Below are 25,449 nucleotides of genomic sequence, written 5' to 3' on the forward strand. Positions count from 1 at the left end.
GGGCGTGTGGCCACCACTGTACGGCCTCCCGCAGACGGTTCCGCCCAGGCGTCCGCCTCCCTTTGCCGGCCCAGGCTACCCCACCAAGGCCGTGCGCAGCGCCGTCTCGTCCACGAACCAGAGCGCGTGCTGGGCGCCGCGCACGAACGTCACGGGGACGTGATCGGTGTACTGGGCGCGCACGTCGGCGTCCTCGTCCACGTCAAAGGCCTGCCAGGACGCGTGGACGTCCTGACAGACCCTGTCGATGATGTGGACGGCGTCATCACACAGATGGCAGCCGTCCCGGACGAGCACCACCACGTCGGCGGCGTCGAGGTCGAGCACAGCTCAGCGGCTACGCGGCGCTACTTGCCTGCGCGACGACGCTGGATGCGCGTCCTCTTCAGCAGCTTGCGGTGCTTCTTCTTCGCCATCCTCTTGCGGCGCTTCTTGATGACCGAACCCACGTGTCGACCCCTCACAATCCGGCCCAGAGCGGGGCCGGGAACTATCCGATAGATGCAATGTCTCGGCCCGACCACTGCCGAGCCAACTCACCTAGCTTACTCGCCCACGGCTACCCAGGCCTAATCGCCCGATCGGTACCGGCCACAGGGACGCCCGTGGGTCAGCGCAGGCGGGCGCGTTCCTCGAGGCGGCGGACGATCGTGCGCATCTTCAGCCCGGCGATGATCTGGAGGACGCCAGACACGAGGGCGCCGATGGCGAGGAACGCGATCAACGTGCTCAGCGCCAGCGCCGGCCACGCGAACAGGACGATGCCGAGGATCGCCGAGAACGCGCCGGCGGCGATGATCAGCCACTCACCGGTGATCTCCCTGCGGACCGTCCAGCCGAACGCGATCTGTCCGATGCCGGTGAGGATGAGCCAGACCGCGAAGATCAGGGCGAGGGCTGCGACGGCCACGCCGGGCCGGGTCAGGGCGAGGACGCCGGCCACGATGCCGATCAGGCCGAGCACACCGAGCAGCACGCGGTGGCCGGTGGGGGCGCCGGACAGCGCGAACGCGTTGAGGAGCGAGCCGATGCCGTCGAGCAGGAACCAGACGCCCAGCAGAGTGCCCAGCACCGCGATGGTCGCCCCGGGCCACGCAAGCGCCACAATCCCCAAGACGACGGCGAGGACGCCGCGCAGGACGACCCAGGGCCATGATTTTCCGGACAACAACATGATGCACTCTCTCCACGTATCGCTTCGTCGCTCTCCACTCTTCGTCACCGCGAGCGCGCTTTCAACGAGTTCCCCCGGGTTTGCCTGTCGGAGAGGCATCTCGTTGCCCTGCGAGAGCGTGCGGGCACCGGGACCTAGGCGGGCGAGGCGAGCCAGTCGTCGATCTCTCTCGACCAGCGGCGCTTGTCGGCGTCCGGCACCACCGACGCCGCGATGCTGGAGCGGGCGAGGCCGGCGAGCTCGTCGTCGCCGAGTCCGTGCACCTCCCGCGCGACCCGGTACTGGTCGGTCAGCCTGGAGAGGAAGAGCAGCGGGTCGTCTGCGCTCAGCGCGATCGGCACCCCGGAGGCCATCAGCTGGCGCAGCGGGACGTCCTCCTGGCGGCTGAAGATGCCGAGGTTGACGTTGGACGTCGGGCAGATCTCCAGGGCGATCCCGCGGGCGGCGAGTTCCTCCAGCAGCGCCGGGTCCTCGGCGGCGCGGACGCCGTGCCCGAGGCGGTCGGGCTTGAGCGCGTCCAGCACCTGGCGCAGGTGACCGGGACCGAGCAACTCCCCGCCGTGCGGGACGCTGATCAGGCCGCCGCGCTTCGCGAGGCGGAACGCGGGTGCCCAGTCGGCGGTGTTGCCGCTGCGCTCGTCGTTGCTCAGCCCGAAGCCGATCACCTCGCCCGGGCCGTGTCCGGCGTTGCGCACCGCGAGGCGAGCCAGCGTGCGGGCGTCCAGCGGGTGCCGCCGCCGGGACGCCGCGACGATCAGCCCGACGCTCACGCCCGTCTCCGCGGACGCCGCCCTGCACTCGTCCCGGACGATGTCGAGCACGGCCTGGAGTCCGCCGACCTCGCCGGCGTACCCCGAGGGGTCGATCTGCAACTCCAGGCGCCGCGCGCCCTCGCGCGCGTCATCCTCGATGGCGCGGCGCATCACAAAGCGGATGGCGTCCTCGCTCCGGACGACCCGGCGGGCCATCTCGTAAAGCGACTGAAATCGGTACCAGCCACGCTTGTCGGGCGGGATCTCGAGCGCGTCGGCGTCGAGCAGGGCGTCCGGGACCTCCATGTGCTCGCGGTCGGCCAACTCGCGCAGCGTCGGGACGCTCATCGACCCGGTGAAGTGCAGGTGCAGGTGCGCCTTCGGCAACAGGTCGAGGTCACGCATCGGGTCGCGGGGTCCCCCCTCAGCCGCCCATCGCGGCGCTGCGGTCGCGCGCCGCCTCGAGCGCCGTCATGAACGCGGCCTTGACGCTGCGCTCCTCGAGCTGACGCAGCGCCGCGGCGGTCGTCCCGGCCGGGGACGTCACCCGCTCGCGCAGCACCGTGGGGTGCTCGCCGCTCTCGACGAGCAGCTTCGCCGAACCGAAGACCGTCTGGTTGACCAACAGGGTGGCTGTGTCGCGCGGCAGTCCCAGCATGACGCCGGCGTCGATCATCGCCTCGACGACGAAGAACAGGTACGCCGGCCCGGAGCCGGAGATGGCGGTCACCGCGTCCTGGTACTTCTCGGGGACCGTGACCGCCTTGCCCACCGCCGTCATGATCTCCGACGCCCGCGCCAGGTGCTGCGTCTGCGCATGCGAGCCGCCCGAGACGGCCGCCATGCCCTCGGCGACCTGCGCGGGCGTGTTCGGCATGACGCGGACGACGGGCGTCCCGAGGGGCAGGCCCGCCTCCAGGGTGGCCGTCGAGACCCCGGCGCACAGGGAGATCACCAGCGTGCCGGGCGGCATCTCCTCACCGATGCCCGGCAGCACGTCCGCGACGTCCTGCGGCTTCACCACGAGCAACACCGTGCCGGCGCCCCGGGCCGCCTCGCGGTCGGAGACCATCGAGATCCCGTAGCGCTCGCGCAACTCGTCGCGGCGGAACCCGCGCCGGTCGGCGCCGACGATGCTTGAGACGTCCCAACCCGCCCGCAGCAGGCCGGCCAGCAGCGTCTCGCCCATCACGCCGGCGCCGATGAGCGCCAGGTGACCGTCGTCCGGCTGTGCGGAGTTCACTCGGCGACCAGGAGTTCGGCGATCTGCACGGCGTTGAGGGCCGCGCCCTTGCGCAGGTTGTCGCCGGTCACGAACAAGATGAGGCCCTTGTCTCCCGGGACCGCCTGGTCCTGGCGCACGCGGCCGACGAACACATCGTCCTTGCCCGCGGCCTGGCGGGGGTTCGGAACGTCGACGACCTGGACGCCCGGCGCGTCCGCCAGAAGCTCCAGCGCTCGCTCGGGCGTGATGTCACGGTCGAACTCCGCGTGGATCGCGAGGCTGTGCCCACTGAACACCGGCACGCGGACGCAGGTACCGGAGACGGCGAGCTCGGGCAGGTGCAGGATCTTGCGGGACTCGTTGCGGAGCTTCTGCTCCTCGTCGGTCTCCAGGGAGCCGTCGTCGACGAGCGCCCCGGCGATGGCGACCACGTTGAACGCGATGGGCAGCACGTAGGGCGCCGGGTCGCCGACGGGCACAGCCTCGCCGTCGAGCGCCAGGGCCTCGACCTCGTGGTTCTCGACGGCGTCGCGGGACTGGTCGGCCAGGGCCCGGACACCCTTCAGCCCCGACCCGGACGTCGCCTGGTAGGTCGCCACCCGAAGTCGGGTCAGCCCGGCCTCGTCGTGCAGGGGCTTGAGGACCGGCATCGCGGCCATCGTGGTGCAGTTCGGGTTCGCGATGATGCCCTTGGGCGGGTTCGTCGCATCCTCGGGATTGACCTCGCTGACGACCAGCGGGACGTCCGCGTCCTTGCGCCAGGCCGAGCTGTTGTCGACGACGATCGCCCCGGCCGCCGCCACCTTGGGCGCGAACTCGCGCGACATCGTCGCGCCGGCCGACATGATCGCCACGTCCAGGCCTGAGAAGTCGGCGGTGGCGGTGTCCTCGACGGTGATCTCCTCGCCCTTCCAGGGCAACGTCGTGCCGGCCGACTTCGCCGACGCGAAATACCGCATCTCGTCCACGGGGAAGTCGCGCTCCTCCAGCAGGGCCCGCATGACCTTCCCGACCTGACCGGTCGCTCCAAACACTCCAAGTCGCATGAGCCGAGTCTAGAGGCGCGGACCCCGCACGGTCAGGACGTCCGTGCCCGCCCGGTTGCCATCAGTTGCCATGCTGACGGCAACCCGCGTCGCCTGGAAATCATGATTGTTGCCCTATAACGGGCGCATAACACTGGACCTACCCGAACCGCGTGCCGGAACCGGGCGTCTGCCGGGACAGACAACGAAGCGCCCGGCACCTCGGAAGGATTTCACAGCACATGAGTAGCAACACCGAAGCGCCCGGATCCTTGCGGCGCAAGGACGTCCGCCCGTTCGGGTGGCGCGACAAGATCGGCTATGCCGCCGGTGACCTCGCGAACGACATGACCTTCATGATTCAGGCCTTCTTCATGACTGTCTATTTCGTCAAGGTGATCGGCATCGATCCCCTGCACATCGGCGCCCTCGTCGCCGCCGTGCGCGTCCTGGATGCCTTCACCGACGTCGGCATGGGCATGATCGTCGACCGGATGAAGCCCGCCTTCGACGGCAAGTTCAAGCCCTGGATCCGCCGGATGGCGGTCCCGGTCGCGTTGTCGTCGGCTCTGCTGTTCCAGCCCTTCATCGTGAACTGGAGCTACGGTGCGAAGCTCGCCTGGATGGTGATCTTCTACATCCTGTGGGGCTCCGTGTTCTACACCGCGATCAACATTCCCTACGGCTCGATGGCGTCGGTCATCTCCGACAAGGCCGAACACCGCGCCGAGCTGTCCGTGTGGCGCTCAACCGGCGCCCAGATCGCCTTCCTGGCCGTCTCGGCGAGCCTCCCGGCCCTCGTCTTCGAGGGCTCCCAGATCAACGCGCAGCGCTTCGGCTGGGCCGCGATCGCGATGGCGGTGCTCGCCGTGTTCTTCTACGCGATCTTGTACTTCAACGTCGAGGAGCGCGTCGTCGTGCCGCGCAAGACGAAGAGCGAAGGCGGCCTGTCGATCGGCCAGCTCTTGGGCTCCCTCGTCACCAACCGCGCCCTGCTCGCCATCGTTGCGGCCGCCCTGCTGCTGCTCCTCGGCAACCTGTTCAACGGTCAGGTCGCCTCGTTCCTCTACCTCGACTACTTCGGCAACGGCCAACTGCAGAGCCTGGCGCAGGTCGTCTCGATCCTGCCGGCGTTCCTGCTGGTGTTCATCACCGCCCCGCTGGTCAAGCGGTACGGCAAGACCGAGCTCGGCATCGCCGGCGTCGCGCTGTACACCGTCGCGATGCTGCTGAACTACTTCCTCCATCCGCCGTTCGCCGTCTTCCTGGCGCTGCTGACGGTCGCCACGTTCGGACTGTCGATCTTCAACTTCCTGATCTGGGCGTTCATCGTCGACGTGATCGACTACCAGGAGGTCCGGTCGGGCAGCGCGACGACGGCACCGTCTACGCCGTCTACTCCTGGGCCCGCAAGCTCGGTCAGGCGGGTGCCTCGCTGCTGGGCGGCATCGGGCTGTCGGCCATCGGCTACCAGGCGAAGGCCGCGCAGCAGTCCCCCGAGACCATCAACGGCATCTGGACGCTGTTCAACCTCGTCCCCGCGCTGTTCATGCTGGCCACCCTGCTGATCCTGGTGTTCTGGTACCCGCTGAAGAAGGGCAAGGTGCAGGAGAACGAGCGCATCCTCGCGGAGCGCCGCGCGGCCGCGGGGCCGGTCAGCGCTGAGGGTCCCCACGCCGACGGGAAGACCGAGGGCTGACCGAACCCATCCGTCTCACCCAACGCAGGGGCCCGGCCATCGCGGCCGGGCCCCTGCGCGTCCGGGATCACAGCCAGTCGACGTAGGGGGCGAGCAGCGCGTAGCCGATGAAGCTCACCAGGTCGAGGATCGTGTGCGCCACGACGAGCGGCATGACGCGGCCCCAGCGGCGGTACAGCCACCCGAACACCAGGCCCATCACCACGTTGCCGACGAACCCGCCGAAGCCCTGGTAGAGGTGATACGAGCCGCGGACGAGAGCGCTGATGACGATGCCCGTCCAGGGCGCTCGGCCCAGCTGGTCGAGGCGGCGCAGCAGGAAACCGAGCATCACGACCTCTTCGAGCACGCCGTTCATCACGGCGAGCGCGGCCAGCACCGGCACCGTCCACCAGTTCTCCGCCAGGTTGGCCGGGGCGACGGTGGTGTTGATGCCGAACTGCCGCGCGGCGAAGTAGAAGGCAAGCCCCGGGATGCCGATCAGCGCCGCCGCGCCGAAGCCGCGCGCCAGGTCGAACCCGGGGCGCCGCAGGTCGAACCCGATGCGCTCGCGGTCGCCGGTGAGCGCCAGGAGGTACAGCACCAGGAAGACCGGCACGAGCGGGAAGACCAGGTTGGCCAGTTGATAGGACAGGTCGAGCCACGGCCGGTCGGGCGTCACGGACGAGTTGATCGTCGTGGTCTGCTTGTTGAGTGGCTCGGGCCGGGTCAGCTTCTCGGCGATCGAGAGCACCGAGTACACCGCCGACTTCCCCAGCGATAGTCCCAGCACGATGAGGATCTCCGCCCGCCAGCGGGCGGTTCCGGAGGGCGCGCCCCCCTGAACGGGTACGGGTGGCGGGGCTGAAACCATGGCGGTCAGCCTAGGCGACGAGGCGTCCGGCCGGATCTGTGCAGGTGTCAAGAGCCTCGATTTCCTTTTGAAAGAACACATGGTCTTGAATGGCTTTATGAACATCGCGAACCTCTCGTTCGCGGCCGGCCCCGAGGGCCTGCCTGCCGCGGTCGCGAGCCTGGAAGAGCAACTCGGCGCTGAGTTCAAGGACGGTGGTTTCCACCCGCGGTTCGGCACGCGGAACCACATCCTGCCGCTCACCCGGTCGCAGTACCTCGAGGTGGTGGAGGTCCTGGAGCACCCCGCGGCCGAGAAGGCGCCCTTCGGCCAAGCCGTGCGCGCCCGCACGGAGATGGGCGGCGGCTGGCTCGGCTGGGTCATGGACGTGGACGACCTGCAGCCCTACATCGACCGGCTCCAGCGCGAGCCCGTGCACGGCTCGCGGCAGTTCCCGGACGGCCGCCGGCTCGAATGGGAGCAGCTCGGCGTCAAGGGGCTGCTGAACGACCCGCAGCTGCCCTACTTCATCAAATGGATCAGCGAGCCCAGCGTTCGCCCGTCGGCGCTCGGAGAGGGTTCGGTGGAGCTGGCGAAGGTCGAGATCGCCGGCAACCGATCGCGGGTGAGCGAGTGGCTCGGCTTCGACCTGGGCGACACGTTCGGCGGCGTCGAGTTCGAGTTCACCTCGCCGCACGGCCAGCCCGGGATCGACGCGGTGACCTTCCGCACCCTCCGCGGGCTCGTCCGCATCTGAACCGGCGGCGTGGCCCCGGCTGCGCCGCCACGAAAAGTGTCAGCGGGGGGCTCTAGTCTCACCGGCATGGCAAAGAACCCGTCCACGACCCTGCGATGCACCGAGTGCGGCTGGACGACCCCGCGCTGGGTCGGCCGCTGTAAGGAGTGCCAGACGTGGGGCAGCGTGGCCCCGGTCGAGGCGCCGGCGACCGCGACACCCGTGCAGCGGCCCGTGGCCCGCGCGCTCAGCATCGCCGAGGTCCCTGCAGACGAGGCGGCAGGCGTCCCCACCGGCATCGGCGAGCTCGACCGGGTGCTGGGCGAGGGGCTCGTCCCTGGGGCGGTGGTGCTGCTGGCCGGCGAGCCGGGGGTCGGCAAGTCCACGCTTCTGCTCGAGGTGGCCAGCCACTGGGCCCGCGCCGGACGCCGCACGTTGTACGTCAGCGCCGAGGAGTCGGCCGCGCAGGTGCGCCGCCGGGCCGATCGCACGGGGGCCATCACCTCCGACCTGCTGCTCGCGGCCGAGAACGACCTCGGCACGATCCTCGGCCACATCGAAGACCTCTCCCCCAGCCTGCTCGTGCTCGACTCGGTGCAGACCGTGTCGGCGAGCGGCACCGACGGCATCGCAGGCGGCGTCACCCAGGTGCGCGAGGTCACGAACGCCCTCGTCCGGGTCGCGAAGCGCCGCGGAATGGCCGTGCTGATCATCGGCCACGTCACCAAAGAGGGCTCGATCGCCGGCCCACGCACGCTGGAGCACCTGGTCGATGTCGTGCTGTCGTTCGAGGGAGACCGGCACGCGGGGTTCCGCATGGTGCGCGCCACGAAGAATCGCTTCGGCCCCGCCGACGAGGTGGGCTGCTTCGAGATGACCGAGCGCGGCATCGACGAGGTCGCCGACCCGTCCGGGTTGTTCACGTCGTCGCACGCGCGGCCCTCCGCGGGCACCTGCGTGGCCGCCACGCTGGAGGGCCGCCGGCCCATGCTCACCGAGATCCAGGCGCTGGTGGCGCCGAGCGCGCTGCAGGTGCCACGACGGGTCACCCAGGGCGTCGAGAACGGCCGGGTCGCGATGGGGCTGGCCGTCCTCGAGCGGCGGGCCCGGCTCAAGCTGCACAACCAGGACGTCTACGTGTCGACGGCGGGCGGCGTCCGGGTGGCCGATCCCGCCGCCGACCTGGCCGTCGCGCTGGCTGTCGCCTCGGCGTCCCAAGATTGGGTGCCGCGGCAGCGCATCATCGCGCTCGGTGAGATCGGGCTGTCGGGCGACCTGCGCCGCGTCGCCGGGACGCCGCGGCGGCTCGGCGAGGCGGCGCGACTGGGCTTTCGGGCCGCGATCGTCCCGGCCGGGTCGGAGAAGATGGCCAAGCACGCGGGCTTTGAGGTCGTGGAGGTCGCCACGGTCGCCGACGCCCTCGACGCGCTGTACACGCGCTTCACCGAGCCACCGAACGCCGCCACCGACCTCCGAGCCTGGCAGCGTGCCCGGGGCCAGGAGGCGGCGATCTCCTGACGCTGGACGCCCGAGACCCCGACTCGGGGGTGTGTCCGCCGAACCGTGAGGGCCCGGCGGGGTCTGCGGATCGGCGTCCTGGAGCGACGCTCTAGACTGGCCCGCGCCCCGATGCCGTCCCAGGAGGTGCGATGTCCGCCGAACCGGAACGCCCGAGCCGACCCCGCCCGGCCGACGGCCCGGAGCGCGGGGCGACGCGGACTCGGGAACAGGTCGTCCCCGACATCTGCGCCTGGTACGCGGCGCACGCCCGCGACCTTCCCTGGCGCGAGCGCGGCGTGAGCGCCTGGGGCGTCATGGTGAGCGAGTTCATGCTGCAGCAGACCCCAGTGAGTCGCGTCCTGCCCCGTTGGCGGGAGTGGATGGAGCGGTGGCCCACCCCCGCCGACCTGAGTGTAGAGCCCGTGGGCGAAGCCGTCCGCGCCTGGGGACACCTCGGCTATCCACGGCGCGCGCAGCGGCTGTGGCAGGCCGCGGCCGAGATCGCCGGGCGCTTCGGCAACGTGGTCCCGGACGACCTGGAGGACCTGCGCTCGCTGCCCGGCGTGGGCGAGTACACCGCCGCCGCGATCGCCTCGTTCGCCTACGGCCGACGCCACGTCGTGCTCGACACCAACGTCCGGCGCGTGCTGGCCCGGCTTGACGGCGGCGTCGCGCAGCCGCCCGCCACCGTGACCCGCGCCGAGCGCGATCGCGCCCGGTCCTGGTTGCCCGACGACGACGCGGACGCTGCCCTGTGGGCCGTCGCCGCCATGGAGCTCGGTGCCCAGGTGTGCGTCGCCACCACCCCCGACTGCGGCCGCTGTCCCGTGCGCAGCGACTGCGCTTGGGCCCGCGCGGGCTATCCCGCCTGGACGGGCCCCGCTCGCCGCGGGCAGGCCTACGCCGGCACCGACCGGCAGTGCCGGGGCGCGCTGCTCGCGGTGCTCCGCGAGTCGGACGCTCCCCGGCACGAGGCAGACCTGTTGGCCGCCTGGCCGGTGGACGCCGCGCAGGCCGATCGCGCGCTGGCGTCCCTGCTGGCCGACGGGCTGGTTCGCCGCGAGGACGCCGGCCTGCTCAGTCTGTGACCGGGTGGCCGGCCAGCGCTCCGTCCCGGACTGCGCGAGGAACCCCGCCCTGGACGCGACGAAGCCCCCAGCCTCGAAAGGCTGGGGGCTTCGGGCGGGACGGTCAGGCTCGACCGTTCCGGCTCACTCCTGCGGGCCGCCGGACAGCTCGGCCGGGGCGTGATCGGGCAGCTCCGACTTGGGCTGGCCGGTGAAGGTGAACGCCTGCTCCGAACCCTCCGGGGCGACGTCCACGACCACGAACTCACCCGGGTGGAACTCCCCGAACAGGATCTTCTCGGCCAGGATGTCCTCGATGTCGCGCTGGATCGCACGCCGCAGCGGGCGGGCGCCGAGCACCGGGTCGAAGCCGCGCTTCGCCACCAGGCTCTTGGCCGCGTCCGTGAGGACGATGCCCATGTCGCGATCCTGCAGTCGAACCTCGATTTCGCCCACCATCAGATCGACGATGCGCTCGATGTCGGCCTGCGACAGCTGGTGGAACACCACGATCTCGTCGACGCGGTTCAGGAACTCAGGACGGAAATGCTGCTTGAGCTCGTCGCTGACCTTCGCCTTCATCTTCTCGTAGCTGTTCACTTCGTCGCCGGCCTGGCTGAAGCCCAGGTTGACCGACTTGGAAATGTCGCGGGTACCGAGGTTGGTGGTCATGACGATCACGGTGTTCTTGAAATCGACCACGCGACCCTGGGCGTCTGTCAAGCGACCTTCGTCCAGAATCTGGAGCAGCGAATTGAAGATATCCGGATGCGCCTTCTCGATCTCGTCGAACAGCACCACCGAGAACGGCTTGCGCCGCACCTTCTCGGTGAGCTGGCCACCCTCTTCGTAACCGACATAGCCGGGGGGCGAACCAAACATGCGGGAGGCCGTATGCTTTTCGGAGTATTCGGACATATCGAGGGTGATCAACGCGTCCTCGTCCCCGAACAGGAACTCGGTCAGCGCCTTCGTCAGCTCGGTCTTTCCGACGCCCGAGGGGCCGGCGAAGATGAACGAACCGGACGGACGCTTCGGGTCCTTCAGGCCGGCGCGAGTTCGCCGAATGGACCGCGAGAGCGCCTTCACCGCATCGGTCTGCCCGATGTAGCGCTTGCCGATCTCCTCCTCCATGTTCAGCAGGCGGCTCGACTCCTCCTCGGTGAGCTTGAACACCGGAATACCGGTAGCACCCGAAAGGACCTCGGCGATCTCATCCTCGCCGACCTCGGGCTTGACGCCCTGGTCGCCGTTCTTCCACTGCTCTTCCTTCTCCGCGCGGGCGACGAGCAGCTTCTTCTCGTCGTCGCGCAGCCCGGCGGCGCGCTCGAAGTCCTGTGCGTCGATCGCGGCCTCCTTCTCGAGCCGGACGGCGGCGATCTTCTCGTCGAACTCGCGCAGGTCCGGCGGAGCCGTCATGCGACGGATGCGCAGCCGGGCGCCGGCCTCGTCGATCAGGTCGATGGCCTTGTCGGGGAGGAAACGGTCGGAGATGTAGCGGTCGGCCAGTTGCGCGGCCGCCGTCAGCGCCTCGTCCGTGATCGTGATGCGGTGGTGAGCCTCGTAGCGGTCACGCAGACCCTTGAGGATGTCGATCGTCAGCGCGATCGACGGCTCCGCGACCTGGATCGGCTGGAAACGACGCTCCAGCGCCGCGTCCTTCTCGATGTGCTTGCGGTACTCGTCGAGGGTGGTCGCACCGATCGTCTGCAGTTCGCCACGGGCGAGCATCGGCTTGAGGATCGAAGCGGCGTCGATGGCCCCCTCGGCCGCGCCGGCGCCCACCAGCGTGTGGATCTCGTCGATGAACAGCACGACGTCGCCGCGGGTCTTGATCTCCTTGAGCACCTTCTTCAGGCGCTCCTCGAAGTCACCGCGATACCGGGAGCCAGCCACCAGCGCACCGAGGTCGAGGGTGTAGATCTGCTTGTCGCGCAGCGTCTCGGGGACGTCGCCCCGCACGATCGCCTGCGACAGGCCCTCCACGACCGCGGTCTTGCCCACACCGGGCTCGCCGATGAGGACGGGGTTGTTCTTGGTGCGGCGCGAGAGCACCGTCATGACCCGCTCGATCTCCTTCTCGCGCCCGATGACCGGGTCGAGCTTGTTCTCGCGCGCAGCCTGCGTGAGGTTGCGGCCGAACTGATCGAGGATCGTCTGGTTGCCCTGCTGCGGATTCGCCTCGGGGGCGCCCGCGGTGGAGGGCTTCTCGTTGCCCTGGAACCCGCTCAGCAGCTGCAGCACCTGGTTACGAACCCGGTTGAGATCGGCGCCCAGCTTGATCAGCACCTGGGCGGCGACGCCCTCGCCCTCGCGGATGAGGCCGAGCAGGATGTGCTCGGTGCCGATGTAGGGGTGGTTGAGCTGGAGCGCCTCGCGCATGCTCAGCTCGAGGACCTTCTTCGCGCGCGGCGTGAACGGGATGTGCCCGGTCGGCGCCTGCTGGCCCTGACCGATGATCTCCTCCACCTGCTCGCGCACCGCCTCGAGGGAGATACCGAGAGACTCCAGCGCCTTGGCCGCAACACCTTCACCCTCGTGGATCAGCCCGAGGAGAATGTGTTCCGTGCCGATGTAGTTATGGTTCAGCATGCGGGCCTCGTCCTGAGCCAACACGATGACCCGACGCGCACGGTCTGTAAACCGGTCGAACAATGGACTCTCCTTCACTCCCAGCGATTGCTGGTCGTGCCGCCGCCCTGTGTGCGGGGCACTGTTGTCAGTCTACTTAACCGCCGAGGCCCGCCCGCTTGTTCCCTGTTCGCCTGCGGCGCAACCGACCATTCTCGCGTCGCCTCGGAGGCGCCCGCCGGGAAGCCTACGAATGGCCGCCTTGAGACCAATCCCCGGGCCCCGCCTGGACGGGCGGGGTCCCGCTCGGGAACGCCCAGCTCCGACAAACAGCGCGGGCCACCCGCCGGTGAGGCGATGGCCCGTCGGTCGAGCGAGGAAGGTCAGTGCGCGGCCTCGTAGGCTTCGCGGATCTCGGCGGGGACGCGTCCGCGGGAAGACACGGTCATACCCTGCGCCTGGGCCCACGCGCGGATATCGGTGGCGGAGCTGTCGGAAGACGGACGGCGCTTGCCGGGGGTGCGACGGGTCGTCACCTTACGGGCAACGGCGACATAGGGCTGCAGCGCGTCGCGAAGCTTGGCCACATTCTGTTCGGACAAATCGATCTCATAGGTATTGCCATCGAGGCCGAACGTGACCGTCTCGACAGCGTCGCTGCCATCCAGGTCGTCGGTCAGGACAATATGCACACGCTGTGCCATCAGTGAGCCTCCAGGACAATCGATGTTATGAATCCGCATAAGGAAGAAGGGGTGGTCGTCTTACGCCCAGGATTACCTGGACGACGCCGAGCCTATCCCATTGTTGCGGGTATTCCCCACCAGGCGACGTATTAGACTTACCCGGTGACCGAATCATCATCAAGCCTGGGCATCGGCTCGCTGCTCGATCCCGATCGCTTTAGTGCAGAGAATACGATCGATCTCGGTCCCGATCATCCCTCGAGCGCGGGGCTCCTCACCATGGAGATGACGCTCGCCGAGGGCGTGATCCAGCGCTTGGACGTGCAACCCGGCGCGCTTCACCGCGGTGCCGAGATGCTGTTCGAAGTGCGTGATTACCGACAGATCCTCTCCCTCGCGAACCGGCATGACTGGCAGGCACCCTTCTTCGGCGAATTGGTCGTCGCAACTTTGGTCGAGCGTGAACTCGGCATTGAGATTCCGTTCCGTGCCGCGTGGATCAGGACATTACTCGCCGAACACCACCGGGTGATCAGCCACCTGGCGCATCTCTCGTTCGTCGCCCACCGGCTGGGACGCGCCGACCTGGCCACCTCGCGGCTCCGCGAAGAACTGCGCCGGCGGTCGCTGGAACTGACCGGGAACCGGCTGCACCCGATGGCGGTGCGGCTGGGCGGCATCGCGGTCGACCCCACGCCCGACTGGCTCGAGCGCGCCGCCGCCACCCACGCCGACGCCGCGGAACTCGCGCTGCGCCTCCGCGAGGCGCTGGACGGCACCGGGCTCGGACGTGGCGTCGGCGTCCTGAGCCCCGAGGACGTCTCCGGCTACGGGCTGAGCGGGTCCGTGGCCCGCGCGAGCGGGGTCGGCGAGGACGTCCGACGCGACCGTCCCGACCTCGCCTACCCCGCGCTGGCCGCAGAGCTGACGCCGCCCTCGGCGCCGTCGGACGGCGACGCCGCGTCCCGGTTCGCCTGGTGGGCCGCCGAGGTCGCCCAGTCGGCGGGGCTCGTGCGGGCGTGCGCCGAGCGACTGCCCGAGGGCGAACTGACCGCGCACCTGCCCAAGTCGGTGAAGCTACCCGAAGGCGACTTCTACGCCGAGGTCGAGGCGCCGCTGGGCCGCGCCGGCGCGTTCATCGTGTCCCGCGCCGACCGGACGCCGTGGCGGCTGCGCCTGCGCACCCCGTCCATGGCCAACGTAAGCGCCTGGGACGCCGCGGCGCGGGGCGAGCGCCCGGACGACCTGCCGATCGTCCTCGCCTCGCTCGGCTACGTCACCGGCGACCTCGACAAGTAGGCGCCCGCGGGCCCCTTGAGGCCGCGCTACGCGGAGGTCGGGGACTCGCGCGGCGTCCGCGGGACGAACGCGTGGCGCCGGAGCAGCACCAGCGTCAGCAGCACCGGGATCGGCCAACCGGACCAGCCCATGATCGTGGCGTCCAGCGTCTCCGCCGACGCCCCGGCGCGGCTGAAGACCAGCGCGAACGTGCCGACGGCGGCGTTCATCGTCCCGTGTCCGAGCGCGGCGGGCCACACCGAGCTCGAGCGCTGGCGCAGGAACGCCAGGAAGGCGCCGACGACCGTCCCCACGACGCACATGGCTCCCAGCCCGAGGACCGGGTTGCTCGGGTAGTTGTAGCCCAACAGGATCAGGGGCGCGTGCCACAGTCCCCAGATGATGCCGCTGCCGAGCACGGCCCAGACCGGGCCGGCGAGCTCATTGAGGCGCGGGAACAGGTAGCCGCGCCAGCCGAGCTCCTCGCCGAAGGCGGGCACCGTGTTGATGAGGCCGCCCAGGGCGGTCTGGGCCAGCACGATCGCCACCCAGCCACCCATCGGGATGCCGACCGACTCCACGCTCAGCCCTGCGGGGGCCAGCTGGGCTTCGAGTAGCGCGCGCAGCGCCGACAGACCAGGGTCGATCGCGTACTGTCCGAGCAGGGCGCTGGTGACCATCGCGGCCGCGACGAGCAGCATCATCCCCACCAGGGCGAGCACGAGGTACCCGAGGAACCGCCCGACGGGCCGGCTCGCGCCGATCCCGAGCGTGCGCCACGAGCGGCGTTCGACGAACCGGTTGACGATCAGCGCCGAGACCGCCGGGGTGAACATCATCACCACGGCCAGCGGCATCGCCAGCGGGTTCGCGAGGCCGCGGCCGTCCAGCCACAGGGGGAGGCAGACCAGCCAGGCCAACCCGTAGGCCAGCACGCAGTAGACGAGGACGCCGCGCCACCCCGTCCGCGTGGCCGGTCGCGTCGGCGTCGTGCTCTGCTGTGACACCGGGTGTCCTCTCGGTCGGCCGGGCTCAGCCCCGGCGCTGGATCAGCGTGTTGACGACAGCGGCGGCCCGGGCGGGGTCGTCCACGGTGATGACGACGGGGGTGTCCCGCGCGCGCTCCAGTCGCAGCGCGGGGCCCGCGGAGGTGACGAGCGCCACCGACCCGTCGACGCCGCGACGGCGTCCGTAGCCCCTGTACTCCCCCAGCGGGTACTCGATCGTCTGGACGCCCGCCGACTCGATCGTCTCCAGCGGCACGTGCACCCAGCGGATGAACCCGAACCCGGACGCCGTGACGCCCCGCGCGTCCACCGTGACGGGGCCCGCCATGCCGGCCAGCAACGCGATCAGCACCACCAGCAGCACGCCCACGAACACCGCGACGCCGGTGCCGCCGGCCACCGCGAGCCACACGGTCAGCACGACCAGCGGCACCAGGGTCACGATGGAGAAGATCACCACGCCGCGGGAGACGCGGGTGCGGCCGGTCCAGGCGAGGCGGGCGCCCTCGGGGACGTCCAGAGTGGGAGCGCCGGCCGGAAGCCCACCGGAATGCGCCTCTGGCAGGTCAGAATCGCGCCGCCGGACGACCAGCCAGACCAGCGCGCCGACCACAACTCCGGCGACGCCCGAGCCGAGCAGCAGGCCGTCGATCGACGCCGACGAGCCCTGGCGCTGGGCCAGGATCGAGCCCCACACGGTGCCGCCGAGGAACACCGCGGCGCCGGAGGTCGCCGGCGCCATGTCGCGGGCCGCATGCAGGGCGCGGCCCACCAGCGTGAGCCCGATCGACGTGGCCGCCAGCAGCACCAGGGCGAAGCCGATCGAGCCGGTCACGGAGCTGAAACCGTCCGGCCGCCCGCTCGGGCCCCAGTGGGTCGCGACGACATCGGGGAGCTCGGCGCGGACGGCGAGGACGGCGACGAGCCCGGCGACGGCCACGAGCGCGGCGATGGCCAGCGGGATCCAGGTGGCGCGGGCAGGCTCGGGGGCGAGGTCTCTGGGTGGGGTGGCGGTGCTGGTCATCGGTCTCTCCTCGAGATCAGGTCAGCGATGTCGCTGGGGCCGAGCCCGAGCCGAGCACCCTCGGCGAGGACGTCGTCCACCAGCCCGGTCAGACGGGCGTCGGAGACCGCGCCGCACACCACGGCGCCGCGACCGCGGCGCAGCTCGATGAGCCCCTCGTCCCGCAAGGTGCGGTAGGCGCGCAGCACGGTGTTCTGGTTCATGCCGAGGCTGCCGGCGATCTCGTGAGCGGCAGGCAGCTTCTCGCCCTCGCGCAGCTCGCCCTCGGCGATGGCGCGGCGCACCGACGCGGCCACCTGATCGAACAGGGGGCGGTCGGATGACGGGTCCACCAACCACAACATAGTGCTAGTTGTACTAGCACTTTAGGAGGAAGGCAAGGGCCCGAGGGGACGGGCCCGGCCTCAGGCGCGGCGGCGCAGCTCCACGACGTCGGCAACCTGGTCGCGGGTCATGAGTTCGACCTCGAGCTGGTGGTTGACCAGGCGCAGTTCGGCGTTCTCGGCGAGCAGCCCGTCGCGCTCGGAGCGCAGCTCGTCGTTGTCGGCCCCCAGCTCGGACGCCTCGGCGCGCGCCAGATCGCGGTCGTGCCGGGCGTCGAGGATGAGCTCGCCGAGCATGGCGTTCTCCGTGCGCACCTCGGCGACCTCGTCGCGCAGGCCGGCGTTCACCGCGGCGAGCGCGGCCGCGCGGCCGGCGGCCCGGTCCGCCTGCACGCGCAGGCCCTCGGCCCGGTCGCTCAACACCCCCATGACGGCGACGTGCCGCCGGCGCTCCTCGCGGAGCTTCTCGCCGTGTTGCGCGAGGGCGTCCCCGGCGCGCTTCTCGGCCCGGCGGCGGACGTTCGCGACCTCGCGCCAGGCGGCGGAGCAGACCACGATCGCGGTGACCACGACGACGACGACGCCCAGGCGCACCATCGTCACGGGGCCCAGGCTGAGCAGCACCGCGAGCACGCTCCCGACGATGAGCACGCTTCGCGCCAACCGTCGCAGCGGGGAGGGGGTGAGCTGATGAGCGGCGTGTGGTCGAGTCACTCGGTCAGGATAACGGCGGCCCGTCGCCGCCCGGCTCGCTCCGGCGAGTGTCGCCGCCCTCGATCTCGTCCTCGGGCGTGTCGTCCGGATCCCGAGGGACGCGGCAGGCCCGTTCCAGGAACCAGCCGGCCACGGCCCACCACACGCACAGCGCGACGGCGATGGACCCGTGGATCACCCGGTCCTGCGCCAGCGGCGCCGGCCAGCCGGACAGCGACATCAGCACGAGCGTGACGTAGGCCCCGCCGAGCCCCGCGCCGCCGAGCAGGGAGCCTTTACCGAGCAGCAGCCGGTTGACGGCCGCCAAGTTGTCGAGGTCGGCCCGGCGCTCGCGGACGAGGCGTCCTGTGCTGACGGCCAGGTAGGTGATGCCGGCGGCGATGATCGCGACGGAGGCCCACGAGATGGCCTCGACGCGGGGCAGCGACTGGCCGGCGCGGCGCAGGCCGTCCAGCACGAGGTAGGTGGCGCCGGCGCCGAGCGCCGCCGCGATCGCGACCCAGCTCGGGGTCGTCGGTTCGATGACGGGGCCGCCGGGCTCCGGCTTGCCGGTGGGGTCGCTCATGGCTGCCGGTCCCCCTCGTCCGCGGGCGTCCGCTCGCCGGGTTTCGGCTGGACGTCGACGCCCGGCAGCCGCCGGACGCCGGCGGCGTCGATGGCGCCGGCGAGGTCCGCGACCCGACCGCGGCCCGGGAGTTCGGCCGCGGGGTCGACCTCGGCCCAGGGCACCAGCACGAAGGCCCGCTCGTGGGCCCGCGGGTGCGGGAGGATGAGCTCGGGGTCGTCCGAGCGGAGGTCGCCGACCGCGAGGACGTCGATGTCGAGGGTCCGCGGGCCCCAGCGCACCTCGCGGGTGCGGCCGTGCGCGTCCTCGATGCGGTGGACGGCCGCCGACAGGTCCCTGGGCGGGAGCGCGGTGTCGCCGACGACGACGAGGTTGCAGAAGTCGTCCTGCTCGACCCCGCCGACGGGCGCGGTGCGGTAGACCGACGACACCCCCGTCACGACGACGCCGGGCAGCGCGGCGATCTCCGCGACCGCCTCGCGCAGGGTACCCAGGGCGTCACCGACGTTGGCGCCGAGCGAGAGCGCGAACCTCATCGCGTCCTCGCCACGGTGACCGCGGAGTCGGCCACCCGCACCGGCATGGGCGCCTTCGGCTTGTGCACGGTGACGACGACGGCGTCGATGGCGCGGCGGGCCAGGCAGGCGTCCGCGATGACGTCGGCGAGCGTCTCGACGAGGTCGTAGGGGCCGCCCTCGATGAGCGAGACGACCTGGCCGGCGATCTCGCCGTAGTCGACGGTGGTGGCCAGGTCGTCGGCAAGGGACGTCCGCACGAGGCGGCAGGTCACGTCCACGACGAACGGCTGGCCGTCGCGCTTCTCGTGCGCGTACACCCCGTGATGTCCGATGGCCTCGATCCCCGTGAGGGTGATGAGCTGCTGGTCGGTGCCTACAAGCATCTCGTGCGGCATGGGGCGGTCCTTTCTGCCGGGGGCGGGTTCACGGCGGCTGGGGTCAGGGTTCGCGGCGCAGGCGCTCCACGACGGCGACGGCGTCTCGGTGGGGACGGACGGTGTGCGTGCGGACGGCCCACGCCCCCCGCTCGGCCACCCAGGTGGTGACGGCGAGGGTCGCGTCGTCCCGCTCGACGGCCGGGCGAGGCTCGCCGCCGTCCGCGAGGAGCGTCCCGAGGAAGCGCTTGCGCGAGACGCCGATGAGCAACGGGTAACCGAGCGCGTCGAAGGCGTCCAGATGCTTGAGCAGCGTCCAGTTGTGCTCGCCGGTCTTGGCGAAGCCGAAGCCCGGATCGAGGACGAGCTTGTCGGGCGCGATGCCAGACGCGAGCGCTTCGTCGCGGCGCTGGGCCAGCTCGGCGAGGACCTCGGCGAGCACGTCGTCGTAGACCGCGTTGGCGCCCATCTCGGTGGCGTGCCCGCGCCAGTGCATGCTCACGTACCCTCCGTCGCGCTCGGCGACCACGCCCAGCATCGCGGGGTCGGCGAGGCCGCCGGAGACGTCGTTGATCCAGGTGGCGCCGGCGTCCAGCGACGCGGCGGCGACCGACGCCCGGGTGGTGTCGACCGAGACCTCGACTCCGCGGGCGGCCAACTCGGCCACGACCGGGACGACGCGGGAGAGCTCGACGTCCTCGGCCACCCGCTCCGAGTCGGGCCGCGTCGACTCCCCGCCGACGTCGACGATGTCGGCGCCCTGGGCGACGAGTTCGAGGCCGTGCGCGAGGGCGTCCGCGTGCTCGAGCCATCGGCCCCCGTCGGAGAACGAGTTCGCCGTCACGTTGAGCACGCCCATGACGAGCGTGCGGCCCCGGTAGGCCCCGGACGCGGCGCTCATCCGATGATGAGGCTCATGGCCTCGGCTCGGGTGGCGGGGTTGCGCAGCCCGCCGCGGACGGCGCTGGTGACGGTCTTGGAGCCCGGCTTGCGGACGCCGCGCATCGTCATGCACTGGTGCTCGGCCTCCACGACCACCATCGCGCCCTGGGGGCGCAGGTGCGTCACGAGCGCGTCGGCGATCTCGCCGGTGAGCCGTTCCTGCACCTGCGGCCGGCGCGCGTAGACGTCGACGAGGCGGGCGAGCTTCGACAACCCGGTGACGCGGCCGTCCTTGGACGGAATGTAGGCGACGTGCGCGACGCCGGTGAACGGCAGCAGGTGGTGCTCGCAGACGCTCACCAGCTCGATGTCCTTCACGAGCACCATCTCCTCGTGGTGGATGTCGAACGTCGTCGCCAGCAGCTCGGCCGGGTCGGAGGTCAGGCCGGCGAACAGCTCGTCGCAGGCGCGGGCCACGCGGGCTGGGGTGTCCCGCAGGCCGTCGCGGTCGGGGTCCTCGCCGATGCCCAGCAGGATCTCCCTGACCGCCGCCGCGATGCGGTCGTGGTCGACCGCCACGTCAGGACCGTCCGTTCGGTCCGCCCCACTGCCCGCCGCCCCTCGGGGGCTGCGGGCCAGCGCCCGGGCCCGGGGGCTGCCAGCCGGGTCCGGGTTGCTGGCCGGGACCGGGGCCCTGCTGCGGTCCGCCGCTGCCGGGCCAGCCGCCCTGCGGGGGCAGCGGGCCGCCTTGCTGCGGTCCGGGCAGCGGACCGCCCTGGCCCGGGTAGGGACCGGGCTGGCCACCGGGCCCGGGGTAGGGGCCCTGACCGCCGCCGGGCAGCTGGCCGCCGGGGACGTCCACGGGGTAGAGCCGGCCGGGCTCCTTCGGCTTGGCGGGCGGGGGCTCGACCGGCGGGGTGTCGGACGGCTGCCGGCTGTCGGAGCCCGTCCACGCCGGACGGCGGTCGCGCTTGATCAAGGGCTCGAAGACCTTGGCCACCTGCGCCTTGTCGAGGGTCTCCTTGTCGAACAACTGCCGCACGAGCTCGTCGAGCACCTCGCGGTTCTCGTTGAGGACGTCGTAGGCCTCCTGGTGCGCGGTGCCGATCAGGGACGCCACCTCCTCGTCGATGATGCCGGCGATCTCCTCGGAGTAGTCGCGCGAGCCGCCCATGCCGGCCTGCATGCCGACGAACGGCTCGCTGCTGTCGCCGCCGAACTTCACGGCTCCGAGGCGCTCGGTCATGCCGTACTGGGTGACCATCGCGCGGGCGACCTTGGTGGCCTTCTCGATGTCGTTGGACGCGCCGGTCGTCGGGTCGTGGAAGACGAGTTCCTCCGCGGCGCGTCCGCCCATCATGTAGGCGAGCTGGTCGAGCAGCTCGCCGCGGGTCTGGGAGTACTTGTCGGCGTCCGGCATCACCATCGTGTAGCCGAGGGCCCGGCCGCGCGGCAGGATCGTCACCTTCTGCACCGGGTCGTTGCCGGGCATCGCGGCGGCGACCAGCGCGTGGCCGCCCTCGTGGTAGGCGGTGATCAGCAACTCACGCTGGTTCATCGCGCGCGAGCTCTTCTGCGGGCCCGCGATGACCCGGTCGATGGCCTCGTCCAGCGCCGGCATCGTGATGTAGTGCTGGTTCTGCCGCGCGGTGAGCAGCGCGGCCTCGTTGAGGACGTTGGCCAAGTCGGCGCCGGTGAAACCGGGCGTGCGGCGGGCCACCGACGCGAGGTCGACGTCGTTGCCCATCGGCTTGTTGACCGCGTGGACGCGCAGGATCTGCAGGCGGCCGGCCATGTCGGGGGCCTCCACCGGGATCTGCCGGTCGAAGCGGCCCGGACGCAGCAGCGCCGGGTCGAGGACGTCCGGCCGGTTCGTCGCGGCGATCAGCACCACGCCGCCGCGCACGTCGAAGCCGTCCATCTCGACGAGCAACTGGTTCAGCGTCTGCTCGCGCTCGTCGTGGCCGCCGCCCATGCCGGCGCCGCGGTGCCGTCCGACGGCGTCGATCTCGTCGATGAAGATGATCGCTGGGGCGTTGTCCTTGGCCTGCTCGAACAGATCGCGGACGCGGGAGGCGCCGACGCCCACGAACATCTCGACGAAGTCGGAACCCGAGATGGAGAAGAACGGGACGCCCGCCTCGCCCGCGACCGCGCGGGCGAGCAGCGTCTTGCCGGTGCCGGGCGGGCCGTACAGAAGGACGCCCTTGGGGATCTTCGCGCCGACGGCCTGGAACTTGCCGGGCTCGGCGAGGAACTCGCGGATCTCCTGCAGCTCCTCGATCGCCTCATCGCAGCCCGCGACGTCCGAGAACAGCGTCTGCGGGGTGTCCTTGCTCATCACCTTGGCCTTGGACTTGCCGAAGCCGAGGATGCGGTTCCCGCCGCCCTGAGCGTTGTTCATCATGAACAGGAACAGGGCGCCGATGATGAGGAACGGCAGCAGGCTCAGCAGCACCATCGACAGCCCGCGGTCGGGCACCTCGGCGCGCCAGGAGTCCAGCGTCCCGGCGGCGGCGCGTTCGTTGAGCTTGTCGACGAGGCCCTGGCTCTGGTTGCCCACCCAGTTCGCCCGAATGCGGGTGCGCGCCTGGTCCTTCTGCTCGATGCGGATCTCCTGGTCGCCGTCCACCAGGACGACCTCGGCCAGCGGCTGGTTGCCGTTGATGACCGCGACGGCCTGCGAGGTGGGCACCTGCCGGTAGCCGCTGCCGCCGCCGAACCAGTTGATGCCGAGCATCACGATCAGGAAGATCGCGACGATCCAGAACAGGGGCGAGCGGAACACCCGGGACGCTTTCATGGGCTACCTCAAAGAAGGGTCGAGACGTGCTCCGGCGAGACTACCCGACGCCCGCGCCGCCGCCGCTGGAGGGGTGCGTTCGCCCTGCGAGGACGGCCGCCGTCACCTCGGAGCCTGAGACGGGGGCGTGCGGCGCTCAGCTGTAGACGTGGGGAGCGAGCGTCCCGACGTCGGTGAGGTTGCGATAGCGGCCCGCGTAGTCGAGGCCGAAGCCCACGACGAACTCGTCGGGGAGGTCGAAGCCGACGTAGCGGACGTCCACGTCGCTCTTGAGCGCGTCGGGCTTGCGGAACATGGTCATGATCTCGAGGCTCGCCGGCTTGCGGGAGCGCAGGTTCTGCACGAGGTAGGCCAGCGTCAGGCCGGTGTCGATGATGTCCTCGACGATCAGCACGTCGCGGCCCTCGATGTCGGCGCTCAGGTCCTTGAGGATGCGCACCACGCCGGAGCTCTTCGTCCCGGCGCCGTACGACGAGATCGCCATCCAATCCATCTGCAGGTGGCTCTTCATGTGGCGGGTGAGGTCGGCCATCACCATGACCGCGCCGTTGAGGACGCCGATGCACAGCACTTCCTTGCCCGCGTAGTCCGCGTCGATCTGGGCGGCCACCGCGGCAAGGCGGTCGTCGACCTGCTGCTTGGTGTAAAGGACTTCCGTCAGCTCATTTTCGATGTCCGAGGCGTGCACTCTGGGCAGTCTAGGGGCTCAGCGTTGCGCCCGTAACCACCCGTCGCGACGCACGATCCGTGTTCCGGGGACGTCCACGCCGCGCTGGCCGCGCCAGGCGACGACCAGGTCGCTCACCGCGGCGACGTGCCCCGCCGAGACGTCCACGCAGCCCAACCCGGCCAGCCAGCCGCGCAGCACCCGGGAGCGGACGGCCGGGGCCAGCCCGGCCAGCCAGGTCGCGTCCAGCGCGCCGCCTTCGCCCGTGTCCCCGGCGCCGGGCTCCCCCGCCTCCCCGGCCGCCGCGGCAGCCAAGGCGTCCAGGACGTCGGCGTCCTCGCGCGCCAGCGCTGCCGTGCGGGCGAGCGCCTCACGCACCCCGGGGCCGAGCTCGCGCTCCAGCAACGGCAACACCCGGTTGCGCACCCGGACGCGGGCGAACCGATCGTCGGCGTTCTGCGGATCGTGCCACGGCGTCAGCCCGAGGTCGGCGCAGCAGCGGTGCGTGACTTCGCGACCCACCCCGAGCAGAGGACGCAGCAGCGGCCCGCGCGCCGCCGGCATCCCGGCCAGCGACCGCGTCCCCGAGCCGCGGGCCAGGCCGAGCAGCACCGTCTCGGCCTGGTCGTCGAGGGTGTGACCGAGCAGGACCTGCTCCCCCGGCCGCGCCTGCTCCTCGAAGGCGGCGTAACGCGCCCGCCGCGCGGACGCCTCCGGCCCGCCCCCGGGCGCGACGTCGACGCGGACGACCGTCGCGTCCAGCCTCAGCGCAACTCCGGAGGACGAGGACGGATCGGGCAGCGCGGCCAGGGTCTCGGCGACCCGGGCGGCCACCACGTCGGAGCCCTCCTGAAGGCCGTGGTCGACGACCAGCGCGCGGCAGGGCGTCCCGCGGCGACGGGCGAGCGAACCGGCGGCCCAGGCCAGGGCCAACGAGTCGGGCCCGCCCGAGCACGCGACCAGCCACGGCTCGGGCGCCAGCGCGGCGACGGCCTGACGGACGCTCAGCTGGGCGTCGGTGAGGGCGCGGCGGGCCATCAGGGGTGGACGCGGCGCAACCAGCGCTGCGGGTCGTGGATCTCCTCCATGCTGGGCAGCAGGCCGGCGCCGGAATAGACGACGTTGAGGCCGTCCACGCCGACGGCCGCGATGACGGCCTGGCAGAACGCGGCGCCGTCGCGGTACTGGGCCAGCTTGAGGTCCATCCCGAGGAGGCGGTTGAGCAGGGCGTGGACGCCGCCGCGCGAGCGACGCTTCTCGAACAGCCGCCGGATGTGCCCGACGGTCGGCACGACGTCGGGGCCGACGCGGTCCATCATCACGTCGGCGTAGCCCTCGAGCAGCGCCATCACCCCGGAGATCCGCTCGAAGACGACCCGCTGCTCGGGGGTGGTCAGCGCGTCCAGCACCGAGCCGCGCAGCAGCCCCTCGCGCGCGGGAATCCTCCGCTGCGGCTGCTCGAGGAGCGCGCCCATCTGTCGGATCAGGTAGTCGCGCAGCCACGGGGCCTGATGGAACTGCAGGCGATGCGTCTGCTCGTGCAGGCACACCCACAGCCGGAAGTCGGCGTGGTCGACCCCCAGCTCGCGCTCGACGGAGGCGACGTTGGGCGCCACGAGCAGCAGCATCGGGTCGCGTCCGAACGGCAGGTACTGGCCGAGCACGCGGGTGGCCATGAACGCCAGCGCGCCGCCGAGCTGGGCACCGTTGACGCGGGCCTCCACCTGCTCGCGCGGCCCGGACGGCCGCCGCAGCGGTGTCCGGGCGGCCAGCTCGAGCATGTCGCCGGCCATGGCGCAGTTCTGCCGCACCCAGCCCGCCCGGCTGACGACGCGCATCCCCTGGTCGGGCGGCGCGCTGAGCCCGGTCACCTCGGCGACGGGCGCGACGGAGGCGGCCATCGCCGCCCGGAGGCCGTCGACGACGCCCTCGATCGCCCCCTCGCTCAGCCGCGGCCCCGCCGGAACGAGGTAACCGACGCGGCCTGCGGCGCCGAGGTCGACGACGGGCAGCGGGTGGTCGGTCAC

General features: G+C 71.2%; 27 protein-coding genes and 1 pseudogene. 6 read left to right on the plus strand and 22 right to left on the minus strand.

The features are described from left to right. Positions 1–75 precede the first annotated feature (75 nt). From BN1187_RS03175 to BN1187_RS03200, 6 genes are all read right to left on the minus strand, one after another. Complete coding sequence (locus BN1187_RS03175; protein WP_040158644.1) at positions 76–327, minus strand: glutaredoxin family protein; 252 nt, start codon at positions 325–327, stop codon at positions 76–78. Between the two features lie 20 nt (positions 328–347). Beyond that, positions 348–449 carry a 30S ribosomal protein bS22 gene (locus tag BN1187_RS03180; protein WP_042842924.1) on the minus strand — a complete coding sequence of 34 codons (102 nt, stop codon included), beginning with the start codon at positions 447–449 and terminating at the stop codon, positions 348–350. 161 nt (positions 450–610) lie between these two features. Continuing rightward, on the minus strand, positions 611–1,174 hold the full coding sequence (locus BN1187_RS03185) for an HdeD family acid-resistance protein (protein WP_040158646.1): 564 nt from the start codon (positions 1,172–1,174) through the stop codon (positions 611–613). 134 nt (positions 1,175–1,308) lie between these two features. Further along, entirely contained in the window at positions 1,309–2,331 is a 1,023-nt protein-coding gene (locus BN1187_RS03190) for an adenosine deaminase (RefSeq protein ID WP_040158648.1), read from the minus strand. 19 nt (positions 2,332–2,350) lie between these two features. Then, positions 2,351–3,169, minus strand: a complete 819-nt coding sequence (gene proC, locus BN1187_RS03195; protein WP_235750563.1) for a pyrroline-5-carboxylate reductase — start codon at positions 3,167–3,169, stop codon at positions 2,351–2,353. Beyond that, a complete protein-coding gene (locus BN1187_RS03200) occupies positions 3,166–4,197 on the minus strand; it encodes an aspartate-semialdehyde dehydrogenase (protein WP_040158650.1) in 1,032 nt (343 codons plus the stop codon). The genes proC and BN1187_RS03200 overlap by 4 nt, the downstream gene beginning before the upstream one ends. A 353-nt stretch (positions 4,198–4,550) precedes the next feature. On the opposite strand from BN1187_RS03200, the pseudogene BN1187_RS03205 reads away from it, so the two are divergent. Both BN1187_RS03205 and BN1187_RS14800 read left to right on the plus strand, forming a co-directional pair. Beyond that, a pseudogene (locus tag BN1187_RS03205) lies at positions 4,551–5,710 on the plus strand (MFS transporter); the annotation flags it as partial. A gap of 15 nt (positions 5,711–5,725) precedes the next feature. Continuing rightward, on the plus strand, positions 5,726–5,875 hold the full coding sequence (locus tag BN1187_RS14800) for a hypothetical protein (protein ID WP_235750622.1): 150 nt from the start codon (positions 5,726–5,728) through the stop codon (positions 5,873–5,875). A gap of 67 nt (positions 5,876–5,942) precedes the next feature. Here the strand turns inward: BN1187_RS14800 and BN1187_RS03210 are convergent, their stop codons facing one another. Next, a complete protein-coding gene (locus BN1187_RS03210) occupies positions 5,943–6,728 on the minus strand; it encodes a CPBP family intramembrane glutamic endopeptidase (protein WP_040158652.1) in 786 nt (261 codons plus the stop codon). A 97-nt stretch (positions 6,729–6,825) separates the two neighbouring features. Here BN1187_RS03210 and BN1187_RS03215 point away from each other — a divergent pair, with 97 nt between their 5' ends. The 3 genes from BN1187_RS03215 (at position 6,826) to BN1187_RS03225 (ending at position 10,031) form a co-directional block, all read left to right on the plus strand. Further along, the gene (locus BN1187_RS03215; RefSeq protein ID WP_040158655.1) at positions 6,826–7,464 is read left to right on the plus strand and encodes a VOC family protein; all 639 of its coding nucleotides are present in this window, start codon (positions 6,826–6,828) and stop codon (positions 7,462–7,464) included. Positions 7,465–7,530: 66 nt separating this feature from the next. Continuing rightward, positions 7,531–8,961: a DNA repair protein RadA gene (radA, locus tag BN1187_RS03220; RefSeq protein WP_052462227.1), complete on the plus strand. Its 1,431-nt coding sequence runs from the start codon at positions 7,531–7,533 to the stop codon at positions 8,959–8,961. A gap of 131 nt (positions 8,962–9,092) precedes the next feature. After that, positions 9,093–10,031, plus strand: coding sequence for an HhH-GPD family protein (locus BN1187_RS03225; protein ID WP_040158658.1), 939 nt, complete (start codon positions 9,093–9,095; stop codon positions 10,029–10,031). 123 nt (positions 10,032–10,154) lie between these two features. Here the strand turns inward: BN1187_RS03225 and BN1187_RS03230 are convergent, their stop codons facing one another. Both BN1187_RS03230 and BN1187_RS03235 read right to left on the minus strand, forming a co-directional pair. Then, positions 10,155–12,665 carry an ATP-dependent Clp protease ATP-binding subunit gene (locus BN1187_RS03230; RefSeq protein ID WP_040158661.1) on the minus strand — a complete coding sequence of 837 codons (2,511 nt, stop codon included), beginning with the start codon at positions 12,663–12,665 and terminating at the stop codon, positions 10,155–10,157. Positions 12,666–12,964: 299 nt separating this feature from the next. Further along, a complete protein-coding gene (locus BN1187_RS03235; RefSeq protein WP_040158664.1) occupies positions 12,965–13,285 on the minus strand; it encodes a histone-like nucleoid-structuring protein Lsr2 in 321 nt (106 codons plus the stop codon). A 144-nt stretch (positions 13,286–13,429) separates the two neighbouring features. On the opposite strand from BN1187_RS03235, the gene BN1187_RS03240 reads away from it, so the two are divergent. After that, positions 13,430–14,566, plus strand: coding sequence for an NADH-quinone oxidoreductase subunit D-related protein (locus tag BN1187_RS03240; protein WP_147675059.1), 1,137 nt, complete (start codon positions 13,430–13,432; stop codon positions 14,564–14,566). Between the two features lie 26 nt (positions 14,567–14,592). On the opposite strand, the gene BN1187_RS03245 is transcribed toward BN1187_RS03240, so the two are convergent. The 13 genes from BN1187_RS03245 to BN1187_RS03305 all read right to left on the minus strand — a co-directional run bounded on the left by BN1187_RS03245 (position 14,593) and on the right by BN1187_RS03305 (position 25,449). Beyond that, positions 14,593–15,552, minus strand: coding sequence for a CPBP family intramembrane glutamic endopeptidase (locus BN1187_RS03245; protein WP_052462229.1), 960 nt, complete (start codon positions 15,550–15,552; stop codon positions 14,593–14,595). Between the two features lie 25 nt (positions 15,553–15,577). Then, on the minus strand, positions 15,578–16,576 hold the full coding sequence (locus BN1187_RS03250; RefSeq protein WP_040158666.1) for a DUF1648 domain-containing protein: 999 nt from the start codon (positions 16,574–16,576) through the stop codon (positions 15,578–15,580). Continuing rightward, on the minus strand, positions 16,573–16,908 hold the full coding sequence (locus tag BN1187_RS03255; protein WP_235750566.1) for a GntR family transcriptional regulator: 336 nt from the start codon (positions 16,906–16,908) through the stop codon (positions 16,573–16,575). Before BN1187_RS03255 ends, BN1187_RS03250 begins: the two co-directional genes overlap by 4 nt. A 72-nt stretch (positions 16,909–16,980) precedes the next feature. Continuing rightward, positions 16,981–17,613 (minus strand): hypothetical protein, encoded by a 633-nt coding sequence (locus BN1187_RS03260; RefSeq protein WP_147675060.1) that lies wholly within the window; start codon positions 17,611–17,613, stop codon positions 16,981–16,983. A gap of 4 nt (positions 17,614–17,617) precedes the next feature. After that, positions 17,618–18,178 carry a DUF3180 family protein gene (locus BN1187_RS03265; protein WP_052462230.1) on the minus strand — a complete coding sequence of 187 codons (561 nt, stop codon included), beginning with the start codon at positions 18,176–18,178 and terminating at the stop codon, positions 17,618–17,620. Continuing rightward, the gene (gene folK, locus BN1187_RS03270) at positions 18,175–18,714 is read right to left on the minus strand and encodes a 2-amino-4-hydroxy-6-hydroxymethyldihydropteridine diphosphokinase (RefSeq protein WP_052462231.1); all 540 of its coding nucleotides are present in this window, start codon (positions 18,712–18,714) and stop codon (positions 18,175–18,177) included. Before folK ends, BN1187_RS03265 begins: the two co-directional genes overlap by 4 nt. Next, positions 18,711–19,091: a dihydroneopterin aldolase gene (gene folB, locus BN1187_RS03275; protein WP_235750571.1), complete on the minus strand. Its 381-nt coding sequence runs from the start codon at positions 19,089–19,091 to the stop codon at positions 18,711–18,713. The genes folK and folB overlap by 4 nt, the downstream gene beginning before the upstream one ends. A 43-nt stretch (positions 19,092–19,134) precedes the next feature. Beyond that, complete coding sequence (folP, locus tag BN1187_RS03280) at positions 19,135–19,971, minus strand: dihydropteroate synthase (RefSeq protein ID WP_040158675.1); 837 nt, start codon at positions 19,969–19,971, stop codon at positions 19,135–19,137. After that, positions 19,968–20,531, minus strand: coding sequence for a GTP cyclohydrolase I FolE (gene folE, locus BN1187_RS03285; RefSeq protein WP_040158678.1), 564 nt, complete (start codon positions 20,529–20,531; stop codon positions 19,968–19,970). The genes folP and folE overlap by 4 nt, the downstream gene beginning before the upstream one ends. 1 nt (position 20,532) lies before the next feature. Then, positions 20,533–22,755 (minus strand): ATP-dependent zinc metalloprotease FtsH, encoded by a 2,223-nt coding sequence (ftsH, locus tag BN1187_RS03290; protein ID WP_040158681.1) that lies wholly within the window; start codon positions 22,753–22,755, stop codon positions 20,533–20,535. A 136-nt stretch (positions 22,756–22,891) separates the two neighbouring features. After that, on the minus strand, positions 22,892–23,443 hold the full coding sequence (gene hpt / locus BN1187_RS03295) for a hypoxanthine phosphoribosyltransferase (RefSeq protein ID WP_040158687.1): 552 nt from the start codon (positions 23,441–23,443) through the stop codon (positions 22,892–22,894). A gap of 18 nt (positions 23,444–23,461) precedes the next feature. Next, on the minus strand, positions 23,462–24,460 hold the full coding sequence (gene tilS / locus BN1187_RS03300; protein ID WP_040158690.1) for a tRNA lysidine(34) synthetase TilS: 999 nt from the start codon (positions 24,458–24,460) through the stop codon (positions 23,462–23,464). Further along, positions 24,460–25,449, minus strand: coding sequence for a zinc-dependent metalloprotease (locus tag BN1187_RS03305; protein WP_040158694.1), 990 nt, complete (start codon positions 25,447–25,449; stop codon positions 24,460–24,462). Before BN1187_RS03305 ends, tilS begins: the two co-directional genes overlap by 1 nt.

The sequence above is a fragment of the Nigerium massiliense genome (genome assembly GCF_000826085.1).
GTDB lineage: Bacteria > Actinomycetota > Actinomycetes > Propionibacteriales > Propionibacteriaceae > Propioniciclava > Propioniciclava massiliense.

Coding starts and splice junctions, on each gene's coding strand:
- BN1187_RS03235 (WP_040158664.1), bottom strand. CDS start 13,285: ATGGCACAGCGTGTGCATATTGTCCTGACCGACGACCTGGATGGCAGC.
- BN1187_RS03250 (WP_040158666.1), bottom strand. CDS start 16,576: ATGACCAGCACCGCCACCCCACCCAGAGACCTCGCCCCCGAGCCTGCC.
- BN1187_RS03215 (WP_040158655.1), top strand. CDS start 6,826: ATGAACATCGCGAACCTCTCGTTCGCGGCCGGCCCCGAGGGCCTGCCT.
- radA (WP_052462227.1), top strand. CDS start 7,531: ATGGCAAAGAACCCGTCCACGACCCTGCGATGCACCGAGTGCGGCTGG.
- folK (WP_052462231.1), bottom strand. CDS start 18,714: ATGAGGTTCGCGCTCTCGCTCGGCGCCAACGTCGGTGACGCCCTGGGT.
- ftsH (WP_040158681.1), bottom strand. CDS start 22,755: ATGAAAGCGTCCCGGGTGTTCCGCTCGCCCCTGTTCTGGATCGTCGCG.
- folB (WP_235750571.1), bottom strand. CDS start 19,091: ATGCCGCACGAGATGCTTGTAGGCACCGACCAGCAGCTCATCACCCTC.
- BN1187_RS14800 (WP_235750622.1), top strand. CDS start 5,726: ATGCTGGCCACCCTGCTGATCCTGGTGTTCTGGTACCCGCTGAAGAAG.
- BN1187_RS03265 (WP_052462230.1), bottom strand. CDS start 18,178: ATGAGCGACCCCACCGGCAAGCCGGAGCCCGGCGGCCCCGTCATCGAA.
- folP (WP_040158675.1), bottom strand. CDS start 19,971: ATGAGCGCCGCGTCCGGGGCCTACCGGGGCCGCACGCTCGTCATGGGC.
- tilS (WP_040158690.1), bottom strand. CDS start 24,460: ATGGCCCGCCGCGCCCTCACCGACGCCCAGCTGAGCGTCCGTCAGGCC.
- BN1187_RS03225 (WP_040158658.1), top strand. CDS start 9,093: ATGTCCGCCGAACCGGAACGCCCGAGCCGACCCCGCCCGGCCGACGGC.
- BN1187_RS03200 (WP_040158650.1), bottom strand. CDS start 4,197: ATGCGACTTGGAGTGTTTGGAGCGACCGGTCAGGTCGGGAAGGTCATG.
- BN1187_RS03185 (WP_040158646.1), bottom strand. CDS start 1,174: ATGTTGTTGTCCGGAAAATCATGGCCCTGGGTCGTCCTGCGCGGCGTC.
- BN1187_RS03190 (WP_040158648.1), bottom strand. CDS start 2,331: ATGCGTGACCTCGACCTGTTGCCGAAGGCGCACCTGCACCTGCACTTC.
- BN1187_RS03210 (WP_040158652.1), bottom strand. CDS start 6,728: ATGGTTTCAGCCCCGCCACCCGTACCCGTTCAGGGGGGCGCGCCCTCC.